Below are 15,197 nucleotides of genomic sequence, written 5' to 3' on the forward strand. Positions count from 1 at the left end.
AGCTGTGCTTATGCGGGTAGCGTGGCCGGACTTATGGACGAGCTTCCCCTGGACCAGGTCCGGACGCTGCTGGCGGTGGTCGACGAGGGCACCTTCGAGGCCGCCGCGGCGACCCTGCACGTGACGCCCTCCGCCGTCAGCCAGCGCGTCAAGGCGCTGGAGCAGCGCACCGGCCGGGTGCTGCTGATGCGCACCAAGCCGGTGCGACCCACCGAGTCGGGCGAGGTGGTGGTGCGGTTCGCCCGGCAGCTGGCGCGGCTGGAGCGGGACGCCCGCACCGAACTGGGCATGGCGGCCGAGCCGGGTCCGGTCCGGGTCCCCGTCGCGGTCAACGCGGACTCCCTCGCCACCTGGTTCCTGCCGGCGCTCACCCGGATCCCGCAGGACCCGCCGATCTGCTTCGAGCTGTACCGCGAGGACGAGTCCCACACGACGGCCCTGCTGCGCGAGGGCCAGGTCATGGCGGCCGTCACGTCCTCGCCCGACCCGGTGGCCGGCTGTACGGTGCGCCGCCTCGGCCTGGCCCGCTACCGCGCGGTGGCCGCGCCCGCCTTCGCCGCCGCGCACTTCTCCGGACCGCTGGCGGACGGGCTCCGCGAGGCACCGACGGTGGTCTTCGACCGGCGCGACGGACTCCAGGACGCCTTCGTCCGCTCGCTCACCCGGGGCCGGTCGGGCGCGGGGCCGGTCCGTCACCTGGTGCCGACGTCCGACGGCTTCCGCGACGCGGTGGCCTACGGCCTCGGCTGGGGGATGGTGCCCGAACCCCAGGCGCTGCCGCTGCTGCACGCGGGCCGCCTGGTGGAACTGGCCCCGGGCCACCCCATGGACGTGCCCCTGTACTGGCAGCAGTGGAAGCTCGACTCGCCGGCCCTGTCCACCGTGGCGGAGATCGTGGCGCGGGCCGCCGCCGAGGCGCTGCTGCCCGGCCGGGGCGGCGCGCCGTCCCCCCGGTGACCGGTTCCGCCGCGCCCGGCGCCGCGTTTCCCCGGGTCACTCCTCCCTCCGCCGGGGCGGCGGACCATACTGGTCTCGCCCTGATCGCCCACCGAACGGTTCCATGGCCAAGAACACGATTCCATCGACCACCGTCCCCGACACCGCCTGGTTCGGACGCGGGCGTCATCTCGGGCCCGAGCCCGAGCGGGACGTCCGGCGCAATCTGATCGCCCTCAAGGCGGCCCGGGTGATCGACGACTTCCTGGACCTCGACCCCGTCGAGGCGGCGCGCTCCAGCGACCTGTACCCGCGGGACGAGTCCGCCGATCCGGGGCCGTCGGCCCGCCGGCTCTTCGAGGCCCGCTGGAGCGCGGCCGACGGGGTCACGGTGCGGGCCCAACTGACCACGTACGAGCCGGAGTCCCGGTCCGCGAAGCGCGGGGGCGTGCGCTGGGTCCTCGCCGCCGAGGCGGAGCGGGCGTGGGAGGCGGGCTGGCTCTCGCCGGCCACCGTCTTCTGGCCCGACACCGACCAGGTCGCCTGGGACCACGACGTGGTGGACGGGGTGCGCCTGCGGACGGCCAACCACCTGCCGAAGGACGACGACGAGCTGCGCCGGCTGCTGCGCGCGTGCGCCCGTGAGAGCTGGTTCGTCCACGTGGTGGTGCACGAGGCGATGACGCCGGACGCGCTGGGGCGCCGGCCGGTCACGGCGTTCCTGCCGCCGGGGCTGCGCCACCGCGTGGTCGAGCACCGGGCGACGCCCGAACAGGCTCTGATCGCCGACTTCGTGATGAAGCGTGAGCTGGGTGTGGGACTGCCGCGCGGCGGCGCCGCCGTGCTGCCGCCGAACCCGCCGCCCGCCGGGTACGACGCCGAGCGCTTCACGGTCCGCAACGTGTTCCTGGACGGTACGGAGCCGACCGAACTCCTCGGCAGGATCATGGAGTTCGCCGCGCTCCCGCAGCCCCTGCCGGCCGACGCCGAACAGGCGCTGACCCGGCTGCGCCAGGGCTGGCACCTCCTCACCCCGGACGAGGAGCTGGCGCACGCGCGGGCCATGGTCACCCACTACGCCAAGGCCCTCGAAGCCATGACGACCTCCTGCGACCTGTACCGGGAGGCCGCGGAGGCGGCGCTGGAGGCGCTCGCGGAGGCGACCGGCGGCGAGGCCCCGCCCCGGACGGCACCGGCGGCGCCCCGGACGGACGCGTCGCCGTGGAAGTCCCTGGGGAAGGCGCTCGGCCGCTTCCGGGGGCCGGGCCCGCAGGCGGCGGACCCCGAGGCCGGGCCGGGGGCGGCCGGGCGGTAGCGCTTCCGGGCCCCCGGGACGGATGGGCGGCGGGGCGGCGGGTACGCGCGGGGTGGGCGCGGACGCCCGCGCGCGGCCCCGCCCACGTCCCGTACCGTCCCCTCGCCTCGGGAGGCCCCCATGAACAGCCCGGCGGACGTCCGCCCCCGCACCGCCGTCGTCACCGGCGCCGACTCCGGGATCGGCCGCGCGACGGCCGTCCGGCTCGCCGCGGCCGGCCTGGACGTCGGCATCACCTGGCACACGGACCGGAGCGGCGCCGAGGAGACCGCGGAGGAGGTGCGGGCCCAGGGGCGGCGCGCGTTCGTCGAGCGCCTGGACCTGACCGTGCTCCCGGACGCCGCCGACGTCGTCGACGTACTGGCGGACCGGCTCGGCGGGATCGACGTCCTGGTCAACAACGCCGGCACGGGCACGAAGACGCCGTTCGTGGACCTCGACCTCGCCACCGTGCGCCAGGTCCTGGACGTCGACCTCGTCGGCCCGCTGCTCTGCGGCCAGCGCGCCGCGCGCCGCATGATCCGTCAGGGGCGCGGCGGCCGGATCGTCAACGTCACCTCCGTCCACGAGCACCAGCCCCGGGTGGGCGCCGCGCCCTACTGCGCGGCCAAGGGCGGGCTCGGCCTCCTCACCCAGGTGATGGCCCTGGAGCTGGCGGCCCACGGCATCACGGTGAACGCGGTCGCGCCCGGCGAGATCGCCACCCCGATGACGGGCCAGGAGGACACCGACGTCACCACGGAGCACCGCGCGGGCGTCCCGCTGGGCCGTCCGGGGGACGCGCGCGAGGTGGCTGCGGTGATCGCCTTCCTCGCCGGACCGGACGCGTCGTACGTGACCGGGGCGTCCTGGTCGGTGGACGGCGGGATGCTGCGGATGGGCCCGATGGCCGGATCGCATCTGCGCGAGGACGCCTGGCGGGAGGGCTGAGGCGCCCGGCGCCACCTCCCCTCCCCCTTGACGGTCCCGTACGCCCTCCATATATTTCGTTCGGCCGAACGAAATATATGGAGGGAAGGGGCAGGGGCATGGACACCCATGAGCGGGAGGTCCGCGACCTCTTCGCGGAGTTCTGCAGGACCTGGACCGAGGGCGACGCCGACGGCTTCGGCCGGCTCTTCACCGAGGACGCCGACTACGTCTCGTACGACGGCAGCTGGGCCGCCGGCGTCACACGCCTCCGGGACAACCACGACAAGCTGTTCCGCGGCGTGATCGCCGGCTCCGCGATGGTCGGCGGGATCGAGTCGCTGCGCTTCGTCACCGACTCCGTCGCCGTCCTGGTGGCCGACGGCTCGGTCCTCATGCCCTGGCGCAGCACGCTCCCGAAGCGCCGCCTGTCGCGGCAGACCGTCGTCTGCGTGCGCACCCCGGCGGGCTGGCGGATCGCGGCGATCCAGAACGGGCGGCAGCGGCCGGTGACCGTTCCGGAGCCGGACGCGATGCCGTCGCGGATGTCGCACGCCCTGACCCGGCTGGCCCGCCGCGCCGGCGCCGGCCGCGCCCGCGCGGTCACCCTGCCCTGAGGCACGGGGACCACCCCGCGTCAGGCGACGGTCCCGTTCCCTGGCCCGTTCCCGACCTCGACCCCGACCCCGTTCCCGTTCGCCGTCTCGTTCTCGTTCTCGGTCTCGGTCTCGAAGGTGCGCAGCAGGTCGGCGGCGACGCTGACCGCGATGGTCGCCGGGTCCTTGCCGGTGATGTCGGGCAGGCCGATCGGGGTCTTGATCCGGTCGATCACGGCCTCGTCGTGACCGCCCTCCGTGCGCAGCCGGGCCCGGAACCGCGCCCATTTGGCCGCCGAGCCGATCAGACCGACGGAGCCGAGGTGCGGGAGGCGCAGGGCCGCGTCGCACAGCGCGGCGTCCTCCGCGTGGTCGTGCGTCATGATCAGGACGTGGGTGCCGGGCGGCAGTTGCTCCAGAACCTCCTCCGGCAGCAGGGGCGTGTGGTGCACCCGGATCCGCGCGACCGCGTCCGCCAGGACGGCGAGCCGGTCCTCGGCGAGGAGGTCGGCGCGGCTGTCGATCAGATGGAGGTCCAGGTCCTGCCGCGCGAGGATCCGCGCCAGCTCCATCCCGACGTGCCCGACACCGAAGACGGCCACCGCCCGTACCACCGGGAGCGGTTCGAGCAGCACCGAGACCGTGCCGCCGCAGCACTGGACGCCGTGCCGGTTGGTCACCTTGTCGTTCAGCGCGAAGTCGATCATCTCCGGCTCGGTGGCGGACGCGGCGATCAGCTCCCGCGCCCGGTCGACGGCGACGGCCTCGACGTTGCCGCCGCCGATCGAGCCCCACGTCGCGGCCGGCCCGACGACGAGCTTCGCGCCGGCGTTGCGGGGGGCGTGGCCGCGCACGGTCGCGACGGTCACGAGCACGCCGGGTTCCCGGCGTGCCCGCAGCCGCGCGACCGCGGTGACCCAGGTCATGTCAGGCACGGTACGACACTTCTGGCGCGGCGTCCGGGGCGGTGGCGCGGCGGGCCTCCTGGAGCGCCCAGTACACCGCTTCGGGCGTGGCGGGCGAGGCGAGTTCGACGCTCACCCCGGCGGGCCCGAACGCCGCCGCGGCCTGCCGGAGCGCCTCGCGCACCGAGAACGCCAGCATCAGCGGCGGCTCGCCCACGGCCTTGGAGCCGTACACCGCGCCCTCCTCCGTGGCGTTCTCCAGGAGCCGGACGTGGAACTCCTCCGGCATCTCCGAGAAGCTGGGCAGCTTGTACGTGCTCGCCGCCTGCGTGAGGAGCCGGCCGCGGTGCGGCCCGTCCCCGGTGTCCCAGCGCAGGTCCTCCAGGGTCAGCCAGCCCGCGCCCTGCACGAAGCCGCCCTCGACCTGGCCGATGTCGATCAGCGGGGAGAGGCTGTCGCCGACGTCGTGCACGATGTCCACGCGCCGGACGCGGTACGCGCCGGTGAAGCCGTCGACCTCGACCTCGGTGGCCGCGGCGCCGTACGAGAAGTACTTGAACGGCGAGCCCCGGAAGGCCGCCGCGTCCCAGTGCAGCCCCTCGGTGCGGTAGAAGCCGGCCGCCGACAGCTGCACCCGCTGGAGGTACGCGGTGCGCACCAGGTCGTCCCAGGCCAGCTCCTCGTCCCGGCCGAGGACGCGCGCGACGCCCTCCACGATGCGCACGTCGGAGGCGTTCGCCCCGAGGCGGGTGGCGGCCACCCGGGTGAGCCGGTCGCGCAGCTGCTCGCAGGCGTTCTTCACCGCCGCGCCGTTGAGGTCCGCGCCGGCGCTGGCGGCGGTGGCGGAGGTGTTGGGCACCTTGTCGGTGCGGGTGGGGGCGAGGCGCACCTTGCGGAGCGGGATGCCGAGGGTGGTCGCGGCCACCTGGAGCATCTTGGTGTGCAGGCCCTGGCCCATCTCGGTGCCGCCGTGGTTGATCAGGACGGAGCCGTCCTTGTAGACGAGGACGAGGGCGCCGCCCTGGTTGAAGGCGGTGAGGTTGAACGAGATGCCGAACTTGATGCCGGTGACGGCGAGTCCGCGCTTGGTGTGCGGGTGGGCGGCGTTGAACGCGGCGATCTCGCGCCGGCGGTGTTCGACGTCGCCGTCCTCCTGGACCTGCCGCCAGACGGCGGTGATCCGCTCGGGGTGGGTGACGGGCTGCCCGTACGGGGTCGTCTGGCCCTGCCCGGGCCGGTAGAAGTTGCGTTCCCGCAGCTCCATCGGGTCGAGGCCGAGCAGCGGGGCGCACCGGCCCATGATGTCCTCGATGACCAGCATGCCCTGGGGGCCGCCGAAGCCGCGGAAGGCGGTGTTGGAGACCTTGTGGGTCCGGGCGACGCGGCCGGCGACGCGGGCGTGCGGGATCCAGTAGGTGTTGTCGATGTGGCAGAGGGCGCGGGCGACCACCGGCTCGGAGAGGTCCAGGCTCCAGCCGCCGTCGGCGGTGAGGGTGGCGTCGAGGGCCTGGAGGCGCCCCTCGGCGTCGAAGCCGACCTTCCACGCGGCGTGGAAGCCGTGGCGCTTGCCGGACATGGTCAGGTCCTGGGTCCGGGTGAGGCGGACCCGGACCGGTCGTCCGGTGAGCCGGGCGCCGAGGGCCGCGACGGCCGCGAAGCCGTGCGGCTGCATCTCCTTGCCGCCGAAGCCGCCGCCCATCCGCAGGCACTGCACGGTCACCTCGTGGCTGGCCACGCCGAGGACGTGCGCGACGATCTCCTGCGTCTCCGACGGGTGCTGGGTGCTGCTCTGGACGAAGATCTGCCCGTTCTCGTCGACGAGCGCCAGCGCGGCGTGCGTCTCCAGGTAGAAGTGCTCCTGGTCGGAGAAGTGGAGTTCGCCCGTGAACACGTGCGCGGACTCGGCGAAGCCGGCGTCGACGTCGCCGGTGGTCATCACCGGGCGGGCGCCGTGGAAGCTGCCGGCTTCGATCGCGTCCCGCAGGGAGATCAGGGAGGGCAGTTCGTCGAGTTCCACCTCGACGGCCTCCGCGCCGAGCCGCGCCGCCTCCAGGGTCTCGCCGAGCACCCAGGCGACCGCGTGACCGTGGAACATGACCTCGTCGGGGAAGAGCGGTTCGTCGTGCTTCATGCCGGCGTCGTTGACGCCGGGCACGTCGGCACCGGTCAGCACGCGGACCACGCCGGGCACGGCGAGCGCGGGCTCGGTGCGCAGCGCGGTGATCCTGCCGTGGGCCTTCATGACCTGCACGGGATACGCGTGCAGCACGTCCTTGGTGCGGTGCACCAGGTCGTCGGTGTAGAGGGCGGCACCCGTGACGTGCAGGTGGGCGCTCTCGTGCGGCATCGAGACGCCGACGACGGGCTTCTCGGGACGCTCGGACAACTGGCTCATGCCGACACCGCCTCGGTGGTTCGCGCGTACAGCTTCCTCAGGCTCTGGCCGAGCATCTCGGCCCGGTAGGCGGCGCTGGCCCGGTGGTCGTCCAGCGGAGTGCCCTCGGTCCGCAGCACCCCGGCCGCCGCTTCGGCGGTCTCCGCCGTCCACGGCCGGTCCTCCAGGGCCGCCTCGGTCGCGAGGGCGCGGATCGGGGTGGCGGCCACGCCGCCGAGGCCGATGCGGGCCTTGCGCACGGTGCCGTCCTCGATGTCGAGCGCGAAGGCGACGGCGACGCTGGAGATGTCGTCGAAGCGCCGCTTGGCGATCTTGTGGAAGGCGGTGACGGGTGACAGCGGCAGCGGGACGCGCACCGCGCGGATCAGCTCGCCGGGCCGGCGCACGCTCTGCCGGTAGCCGGTGAAGTACTCCGCGAGCGGCACCTCGCGCTCGCCGTCGGCGTCGGCGAGGATCACCGACGCCTCCAGCGCGAGCAGCGCCGGCGGGCTGTCGCCGATGGGCGACCCGGTGCCCAGGTTGCCGCCGAGGGTGGCGCCGTTGCGGATGAGCCGGGACGCGAACTGCGGGAAGAGCGCGGCGAGCAGGGGCACGGAGCCGTCGAGGCGGCGCTCGATCTCGGTGAGCGTCAGCGCCGCCCCGATCTCGATGTGATCGGACGCGGTCCGCAGTTCGCGGAGTTCGGGCAGGCGGTCGACGGCGACGACGCAACCGGCGCGCCGGGCACGGATGTTGACCTCGACGCCCCAGTCGGTGGATCCGGCGACGACCACCGCGTCGGGGCGCTCGCGCAGCAGCCGCAGGGTCTCGTCCAGGGTGTTCTTCCGCAGGAACGCGCTGCCGTCGCGCGTGTACGCGGTGGCCACCGGCTCCGGCGCGGGCCGGGCGCGCCGCCGGGCCAGCGGGTCGTCCTCGGCGGGCGTCCCGACGGCGAACGCCGCGTCGCGGATGGGCCGGTAGCCGGTACAGCGGCAGAGGTTGCCGCTGAGCGCGTGGAGGTCGAAGCCGTTCGGGCCGTGCTCGGGGTCGGCGCCCGCGCCCGGCTCCGCGGCGGGCCGGCGGTCGGGCCGGTAGTACTCGGCGGCCATGCTGCAGACGAACCCCGGGGTGCAGTATCCGCACTGGGAGCCGCCACGGACGGCCATCTCCTCCTGCACGGGGTGCAGGGCGGCCGGGGCTCCGTCGCCGCACGAGGCGGTGGCGCAGGGGGTGGTGGAGCGGGGGGCGGTGGAGCAGGGGGCCAGTCCCTCGGCGGTGACGACCTCCTGTCCGTCGAGCGAGGCGGCCGGGAGCAGGCAGGCGTTGACCGCCACCCAGTCGGTCGCCTCGTGCGTCCCCGGCCGGGCGACGAGGACCGCGCAGGCCCCGCACTCGCCTTCGGCGCAGCCCTCCTTGGTGCCGGTGAGGCCGCGGTCGCGCAGGAGGTCCAGCAGGGTGGTGTGCGGGGCTGCCGGTGCCACCGGCGTGTCCTGCCCGTTGACCGTGATCCGTGCCGTTGTCACGTCAGGCCCTCGTTTCGGTGCTCGGTCGACACGTACGTCATATGCATCATCTTGGGGCGGCTTTCTGTACTCGGACGCGCCACGCGGGAGGAACGGACGCGGGACGGCACACGGCGGCGCAGTGCCGGGGCAACGGAAAGGGGGAGAGAAAGAGGGGAGGGCGCGGAGGGACCGCGCGGTGCCCGCGGGAGGGCACCTGAGGGGTACGGCGCTCAGCAGCCGTGGGCGATGCGGCCCGGAACCCAGGCGGTGCACGCGGCGAGGCGACCGAGGTCAGAGTGGGTGAGCATCTGCGGATCGCCTCCTTCCGGGCGCAGCGGGGTGATGTCGACGCAAGGTAGTGGCCGGTACGGGCGGGGGTCAAGGGTCGCCGGACCGGTCAAGGGCCCCGCACGGAAGAGGTCCCCGGTCTCGCATCGATTGCGCATCGTAGACTCGGGGGCATGGACGACACGGAGCACGGCATCACCACCGGGGCCGTGGCCCGGCGCCTCGGGGTCTCCCCCACCACCGTGCGCTCCTGGGACCGCCGGTACGGGATCGGCCCGGCGGCCCGCGCGGACGGGCGGCACCGGCGCTGGGGCCGCGCGGACGTCGCGATGCTGGAGGAGATGTGCCGGCTCACCGCTTCCGGTGTGCCGCCCGCCGAGGCCGCTCGGGCCGCCCGGGAGGTGCGGTCCTCCGCGGCACCGGACGGCCGGCGCGCGCCCGTGGCCCCCGCGCCCGGCGCCACCGCCGCGCCTCCGCCCCGCCCCGTACCGCCGGCCGCCCCTGACCGGCCCGAGCCGGGCCGGACCAGGACGGCCGGCAGCGGGCTGCCGCTCGGTGACGTGCGCCAGGAGTGCCGGGGGCTCGCCCGCGCGGCCGTGCGCCTCGACGGGCCCGCCATGGAGGCGGTGCTGCGGGATGCGCTGGCCACGTACGGCCTGGTCGCCGCCTGGGAGGAGATCATGGCCCCGACGCTGCACGCGGTGGGCCGGAAGTGGGAGACGTCCGGCGACCGGTACGTCGAGGTCGAGCACCTGCTCTCGTGGCACATCTCCACCGCGCTGCGGCGGGCCGCCGTCACCGGGCCGCCGGCCGCCGCCCCGGCGCCGCCGACCGTCCTGGCCTGCGTGCCCTCCGAGCAGCACACGCTCCCGCTGGAGGCGCTGGCCGCCGGTCTCGCCGAACGGGCCCTGCCGACCCGGGTGTTCGGCGCGGCCGTCCCCGCCGAAGCGCTCGACGCCGCGGTCCGGCGGACCGGTCCTGCCGCCGTCGTCCTCTGGTCGCAGGCGCGCTCCACCGCCCACCACGCGCTGGCCCGGCACATCGCCGGAACGGCCTTCGGCGTCCGGGGCGCGCGCACCGCCCCCCTGGTGCTGCTGGCGGGCCCCGGATGGCTCGGCCGCGTCCCCGCCCCCGGCACGGCCCGGCCCACCGGCCTGCGGGAGGCGATCGACCTGATCGCCCGGCTGTACGAGGAACCGGCCGGACCCCGGCGGGAGGCCCGGGCCGGGGGCGACGGGGCCTGAGGCGGGGCGCGCGAGGCGGCGCGGTCAGCGGCCGGCGCGGACGCCGGCGTCTTCGAGGCCGTGCCGCATGCGCAGCAGGCCGCGGCGGGCGTGGCTCTTGACGGTGCCGAGCGGCATGCCGGTGCGGTCGGCGATCTGGGTCTGGGTCAGGTCGGCGAAGTACGCGAGTTCCAGGACGTCCCGCTGGACGCGGGGCAGCCGCGACAACTGCTCAGTGACGACGAGCCGTTCGAGGACCCGCTCGGGTTCGACGTCCCCGCGGTCCTGGTGTTCGAGGGCGGCGCCGAGCGACGCGACGAGGTCGGTGCGCCGGGTGCGGGCGTTCAGGGCGTCGGCGATCTTGCGGCGGGTGATGCCCGTGAGCCAGGCCGGCAGCGCGCCGCGCTCGGGGCGGAAGTTCGCCCGGCCGCGCCAGGCGGCGGCGAAGACCTGCTGGGTGACGTCCTCCGCCTCCCGGGCGTCGCCCAGGGCCCGGGCCGCCAGAGTGTGCACCAGGCGGCCCCAGAGCCGGTACGCGTCGGCCAGGCACCGTTCGTCGCCCAGGACCAGGCCCCGGGCGATCCGGTCCTCGTCGGCGGCGTCGCGCGCGGCGGCGGCCTCGGCGGGCGTGAAGGGCCGGGTCGTCGTTTCTGCGGTCATGGCGCTCCTCCTCGGCGTGACCCCCTCACGGTCCGCCGGGAACACCTGCCGCCACAACACGCATCGTTTGCGCATCGGATCCGCGCTGAGGGCGGGCGCGCCCGTTCAGGCGGCGCCCCGGAGCCTCCGGAACCGCTCCAGCCCCTCCGAGAGCCCGATCAGCGGGTCCGGATACTCGACGGCCGCCCGGTCGAGCCCGGTGAGCCGCCAGGGCTCGTGGACGTACCGGCCGTCGACGCCCGCCAGTTCCGGCAGCCAGCGGCGGACGTAGGCGCCGTCGGGGTCGTACCGCTTGGCCTGGGCGACGGGGTTGAGGACGCGGTTCGGCCGGGTGTCCGTGCCGGTGCCGGCCACCCACTGCCAGTTGAGCTGGTTGTTCGCGACGTCGCCGTCGACCAGCAGGCCGAGGAAGTGCCGGGCCCCCTCGCGCCAGTCGACGCAGAGCGTCTTCGCCAGGAAGGACGCCGTGACCAGCCGCCCGCGGTTGTGCATCCACCCCTCATGGGCGAGCTGCCGCATCGCCGCGTCGACGAGCGGATAGCCGGTGCGTCCCTCGCGCCAGGCCGCGAGGTCGGCCTCCGCGTCCGGTCCCGCGCGCCAGCCGCCGGGCCGGGAGCGGTAGTCGGCGTGCGCGGCCGCGGGGCGCGCCGCCAGCACCTGGTGGTGGAAGTCCCGCCAGCAGAGCTGCCGCACGAACGCGTCGGCGCCCGCCCCGCCGCGCCCGGCCGCCCGGTGCAGCGCCTCCGTGGCGGACAGCGCGCCGAAGTGGAGGTAGGGCGAGAGCCGGGAGGTGGCGTCGCCCGCCAGGTCGTCGTGGCGCTCCTCGTACGCGTCGAGCCGGCGGCCCACCCAGGAGGCGAGCCTTCTGCGGCCCTCGCTCTCCCCGCCCACGGGGAGCCCCGGCGACACGTCCGGGACGTCGGAGCGGCGCGGAACGGGCTCGGAGCGCAGGTCGGACGGCACCCGCAGCCGCCGCGGGGCGGCGAAGGGGGTGCGCTGCGGCTCGGCGGCCCAGCGGCGGTGGTAGGGCGTGAAGACGGCGAAGTGGTCCGAGCCCTGCGGGACGACGTCGCCGGGCGGTACGACGGTGACGACGCCGTCGTGCACGTACAGCCGGCAGCCGTCCTCCTCCAGGGCCTCGCGGAGCCGGGTCTCCCGCCGCCGGGCGAAGGCCGTCACACCGGCCGCGACGTGGACCTCGTCGGCGCCGGTGCGCCGCGCCACGGCCCGCACCTCGGCGACCGTGTCGCCCTCCCGCACCACGAGCCGGCCGCCCCGCTCCCGCAGGTTCCGGTCGAGGTCCTCCAGGCAGTCCGCGAGGAACGCCAGCCGGTTGGGCGCGGCGAAGCCCGCGCGGTCCACCGCCGGGTCGCGGACGAACAGCGGCACCACCTCGTCGGCGCCCTGGGCCGCCGCCCGCAGCGGCGGATGGTCGTGGACCCTCAGGTCGGAGGTGTACAGCACGACGGAGACGGTCATCACGCTCTCCCTGCTCGGGCCGCCGGTCACGGGCGCGCGGCGCCGCGCCGGGGTACTGGTGGGGCACTCCTGCGTCCGCGTTTCGGCCGGGGCCGCCGCCCCGGATGCACCCGGACGCGGCCGTACCGGTGTGCGACGGGGGCCTCGGGGCGGGCGGGTTCACGTCCGGCCGGGGGGCGGTGCCGCCGTCCGGCCGCCGCCCCGCTCGGCGGTCCGGGCGATGTTCCTGGCCATGCCGCCGAAGACCACGGCGTGGAAGGGGGACACGCCCCACCAGTACGCCTGGCCCGCGAGGCCCCGGGGGTGGAACAGCGCCCGCTGCCGGTACACCGTCCTCCCCCGCTCGTCCCGGTCCACGGCCATCTCCAGCCAGGCCAGTCCGGGCAGGCGCATCTCGGCGCGGAGGCGCAGCAGGCGGCCCCGGTCGATGGCCTCGACGCGCCAGAAGTCCAGGGCGTCGCCGACCCGGAGCCGGTCCGCGTCCCGGCGGCCCCGGCGCAGCCCCACCCCGCCGGCGAGCCGGTCGGCCCAGCCCCGGACGGCCCAGGCGAGCGGGAAGGAGTACCAGCCGTTCTCGCCGCCCACGCCCTCGACGACCCGCCACAGCGCCTCGGGGGTCGCGCCGACGACGCGGGAGCGCTCGTCCGTGTAGAGGCTGCCGCCCGCCCAGTCCGGGTCGGTAGGCAGCGGATCGCTGGGGGCGCCGGGCGGTGAGGCGGAGGACCAGCGGGTGGTGACGCGCGCCTCGCGCACCCGGCGCAGGGCCAGCCGGAGCGCTTCGGTGAAGGGCAGGGGCCGGCCGGGGAGGTCGGGGACGTGGCGCGCGATGTCGTGCTCGGTGCAGACGACCTCGTGCCGCAGCGATTCGGTGAGGGGCCGGGCGAGCGCGGCCGGTACGGGGGTGACGAGGCCGATCCACTGGCTGGAGAGCCGGGGGGTGAGCACCGGCACGGGGATGATGAGGCGCCGGCGGAGCCCCGCGACCTGCGCGTACCGCTCCATCATCCGCCGGTAGGTGAGCACGTCGGGCCCTCCGATGTCGAAGGTCCGGTTCACGTCGGCGGGCAGTGCGGCGCTCTCCGCCAGGTAGCGGAGCACGTCGCGGACCGCGATGGGCTGGACGCGGGTGTCGACCCAGGTGGGGGTGACCATGGCGGGCAGGCGTTCGGTGAGGTAGCGGAGCATCTCGAACGAGGCCGATCCGGAGCCGATGACGACGGCGGCGCGCAGCACCGCGGTGGGGACGCCCGAGTCGAGCAGGATGCGGCCCACCTCGGTGCGCGAGCGCAGGTGCGGCGAGAGCTCGCCCTCGGGCACGCCGTCCGGGACCAGACCGCCCAGGTAGACGATCCGGCGCACCCCGGCGGTGCGGGCCTCGGCGGCGAACGTCCGGGCGGCGCGCCGGTCGGCGTCCTCGAAGCGGGCCGTCGAGCTCATGGAGTGGACGAGGTAGTAGGCGATGTCGACGCCCGCGAACGCGTCGCGGAGGCTCCGCGCGTCGGTGACGTCGCCGCGTACCGTCTCCACCCGGCCGGCCCAGGGGAAGTCGCCCAGCTTCTCGGGATGCCGGGCGAGGCAGCGCACCCGGTACCCCCGGTCGAGCAGTTCCGGCACGAGGCGGCCACCGATGTAGCCGCTGGCGCCGGTGACCAGGCAGCGGGCTCCGTCGGGCGGGGTGGGAAGGTCCATGCGCTGATCCGTTTCACCGACTCCGGAGGCGTACACGCTCCACGGGGTTCTTTCGCCGTCACGGGGCAGCCGGATGCGGCGCCGGGGACACAGGCGGGGATGCGGGGGGCCGCGGGCCGGTGACGCGGGGGCTCCCGGCCGGTTACGCGGGGGCTCCCGGGTTACGCGGGAGGTTCCGGGCGGGCCGGGATCACCGGGTCCGTGAGGCGGAGCAGCAGGGCCGCGGCGATGTACCGCATCTTCCCGAGGGTGCCGCGCGGGTCGTAGCCGAGAGTCTGGGTCAGCGCTTCGTGGCGGGCCTGCACGGTGGAGTGGTGCATGCCCAGTTCGGCGGCGGCCGACCGGATGCTGTCGGCCTCCACCAGGGTGCGGAGGATGTCCGCGGAGCGCGCATCGAGCCCGGCGAGGGCGCGGACGTCCTCGTGCGGGTGCTGCGGGTCGTACGCCTGCGCGAGCAGGAGCATCGCTCCGAGTTCTGCGGCGTCGACGGTCGGCGTGGCGGCGTCCGTCAGCCGGAGCGCGACGACCGCCGCCTCCCAGGACTCGGGGGCGCGGTCGGCGCGTGTCCAGGTGCCGAGTCCGGCCGGTTCCGAGGGCTGAGCCGGCCGGACACGTCGAGGGTGGCGCGCAGCAGCCCGTACCGCGTCGGCACGATCGCCGAGGGGGCGCCGGTGTCGGCGGCGTCGGCGGGCGTCGCCAGGACGCGGACCGGCGTGGCCGGGGCGATGCGGCGCTTCGCGAGGAGGGTGACGCGCTCGGCGACCGGACGGGACGGGTCGAGGAGCGCGTCGAGACCGGCCTCGGGCCGGCGGCGCGCCTCCAGGAGTTCGACGCCGAGCGCGAGGCGCTCCACGATGATCTCGTCGAGGGGTTCCGGTTCCCCGTCCCGCTCCAGCCACACCGCCCACGCGCCGTGCGCCCTGCGGGAGGAGCGCCGGCGGGCGCCGTCCGCGTCCGGGGACCGCCCGTCCGGGTCGCGCCGGCTGGTCCGCCCCCGGATCTCGGCCCCGGCGACGGTCCCGGACAGGACCGCCGCACCGCGCAGCAGGCCGTCGAGCCCGGCTCCGCGGGCGATGAGGACGTCGAAGTACAGGACCTGGGACAGGCCGGAGAACCGGTCGCCGGAGACCATGCCCGCCGCCGTGCGTGTGGTAGATGCCGGGGCCGAGGCCCTGGTGGTCGCCGGGTGATCACCGAGACGGTGATCTCGTCGCCCAGGTACCCGGGGATCGCGACGTCGCGCCGGGTCAGGCCGGCGGCCGCGATCATCTCGTCGGTGACCTCCGACGGGGACGACCGGCGCATGTCCGGGATCATC

At 75.6% G+C, this 15,197-nt stretch carries 13 protein-coding genes; 5 read left to right on the forward strand and 8 right to left on the reverse strand.

Going from position 1 to position 15,197, the window contains the following annotated elements:
* Positions 1 to 33 precede the first annotated feature (33 nt).
* From ACFVQZ_RS00770 to ACFVQZ_RS00785, 4 genes are all read left to right on the forward strand, one after another.
* A complete protein-coding gene (locus ACFVQZ_RS00770) occupies positions 34 to 957 on the forward strand; it encodes a LysR family transcriptional regulator ArgP (RefSeq protein ID WP_030493246.1) in 924 nt (307 codons plus the stop codon).
* Between the two features lie 103 nt (positions 958 to 1,060).
* Positions 1,061 to 2,251: a hypothetical protein gene (locus ACFVQZ_RS00775; protein WP_030493245.1), complete on the forward strand. Its 1,191-nt coding sequence runs from the start codon at positions 1,061 to 1,063 to the stop codon at positions 2,249 to 2,251.
* 120 nt (positions 2,252 to 2,371) lie between these two features.
* On the forward strand, positions 2,372 to 3,181 hold the full coding sequence (locus ACFVQZ_RS00780; RefSeq protein ID WP_383618550.1) for an SDR family oxidoreductase: 810 nt from the start codon (positions 2,372 to 2,374) through the stop codon (positions 3,179 to 3,181).
* 98 nt (positions 3,182 to 3,279) lie between these two features.
* Positions 3,280 to 3,777, forward strand: coding sequence for an SgcJ/EcaC family oxidoreductase (locus ACFVQZ_RS00785; protein ID WP_383618551.1), 498 nt, complete (start codon positions 3,280 to 3,282; stop codon positions 3,775 to 3,777).
* A gap of 20 nt (positions 3,778 to 3,797) precedes the next feature.
* On the opposite strand, the gene xdhC is transcribed toward ACFVQZ_RS00785, so the two are convergent.
* From xdhC to ACFVQZ_RS00800, 3 genes are read right to left on the reverse strand one after another with little or no spacing between them, the layout of a single operon-like run.
* A complete protein-coding gene (xdhC, locus tag ACFVQZ_RS00790; protein WP_081958920.1) occupies positions 3,798 to 4,682 on the reverse strand; it encodes a xanthine dehydrogenase accessory protein XdhC in 885 nt (294 codons plus the stop codon).
* 1 nt (position 4,683) lies between these two features.
* Positions 4,684 to 7,056, reverse strand: a complete 2,373-nt coding sequence (xdhB, locus tag ACFVQZ_RS00795) for a xanthine dehydrogenase molybdopterin binding subunit (protein WP_036413840.1) — start codon at positions 7,054 to 7,056, stop codon at positions 4,684 to 4,686.
* Positions 7,053 to 8,558, reverse strand: a complete 1,506-nt coding sequence (locus tag ACFVQZ_RS00800) for a xanthine dehydrogenase small subunit (protein WP_383618552.1) — start codon at positions 8,556 to 8,558, stop codon at positions 7,053 to 7,055. The genes xdhB and ACFVQZ_RS00800 overlap by 4 nt, the downstream gene beginning before the upstream one ends.
* 443 nt (positions 8,559 to 9,001) lie before the next feature.
* On the opposite strand from ACFVQZ_RS00800, the gene ACFVQZ_RS00805 reads away from it, so the two are divergent.
* A complete protein-coding gene (locus ACFVQZ_RS00805) occupies positions 9,002 to 10,072 on the forward strand; it encodes a MerR family transcriptional regulator (protein WP_383618553.1) in 1,071 nt (356 codons plus the stop codon).
* Positions 10,073 to 10,096: 24 nt separating this feature from the next.
* Here the strand turns inward: ACFVQZ_RS00805 and ACFVQZ_RS00810 are convergent, their stop codons facing one another.
* From ACFVQZ_RS00810 to ACFVQZ_RS00830, 5 genes are all read right to left on the reverse strand, one after another.
* Positions 10,097 to 10,711 (reverse strand): sigma-70 family RNA polymerase sigma factor, encoded by a 615-nt coding sequence (locus ACFVQZ_RS00810; protein ID WP_030493238.1) that lies wholly within the window; start codon positions 10,709 to 10,711, stop codon positions 10,097 to 10,099.
* Between the two features lie 105 nt (positions 10,712 to 10,816).
* Positions 10,817 to 12,190: a cryptochrome/photolyase family protein gene (locus tag ACFVQZ_RS00815; protein ID WP_383618554.1), complete on the reverse strand. Its 1,374-nt coding sequence runs from the start codon at positions 12,188 to 12,190 to the stop codon at positions 10,817 to 10,819.
* A 159-nt stretch (positions 12,191 to 12,349) separates the two neighbouring features.
* Positions 12,350 to 13,879, reverse strand: a complete 1,530-nt coding sequence (locus ACFVQZ_RS00820; RefSeq protein ID WP_383618555.1) for an SDR family oxidoreductase — start codon at positions 13,877 to 13,879, stop codon at positions 12,350 to 12,352.
* A gap of 161 nt (positions 13,880 to 14,040) precedes the next feature.
* Complete coding sequence (locus ACFVQZ_RS00825) at positions 14,041 to 14,343, reverse strand: hypothetical protein (RefSeq protein WP_383618556.1); 303 nt, start codon at positions 14,341 to 14,343, stop codon at positions 14,041 to 14,043.
* 44 nt (positions 14,344 to 14,387) lie between these two features.
* On the reverse strand, positions 14,388 to 15,011 hold the full coding sequence (locus ACFVQZ_RS00830; protein ID WP_383618557.1) for a hypothetical protein: 624 nt from the start codon (positions 15,009 to 15,011) through the stop codon (positions 14,388 to 14,390).
* Between the last annotated feature and the right edge of the window lie 186 nt (positions 15,012 to 15,197).

Source organism: Streptomyces sp. NPDC057854 (assembly GCF_042797055.1).
GTDB lineage: Bacteria > Actinomycetota > Actinomycetes > Streptomycetales > Streptomycetaceae > Streptomyces.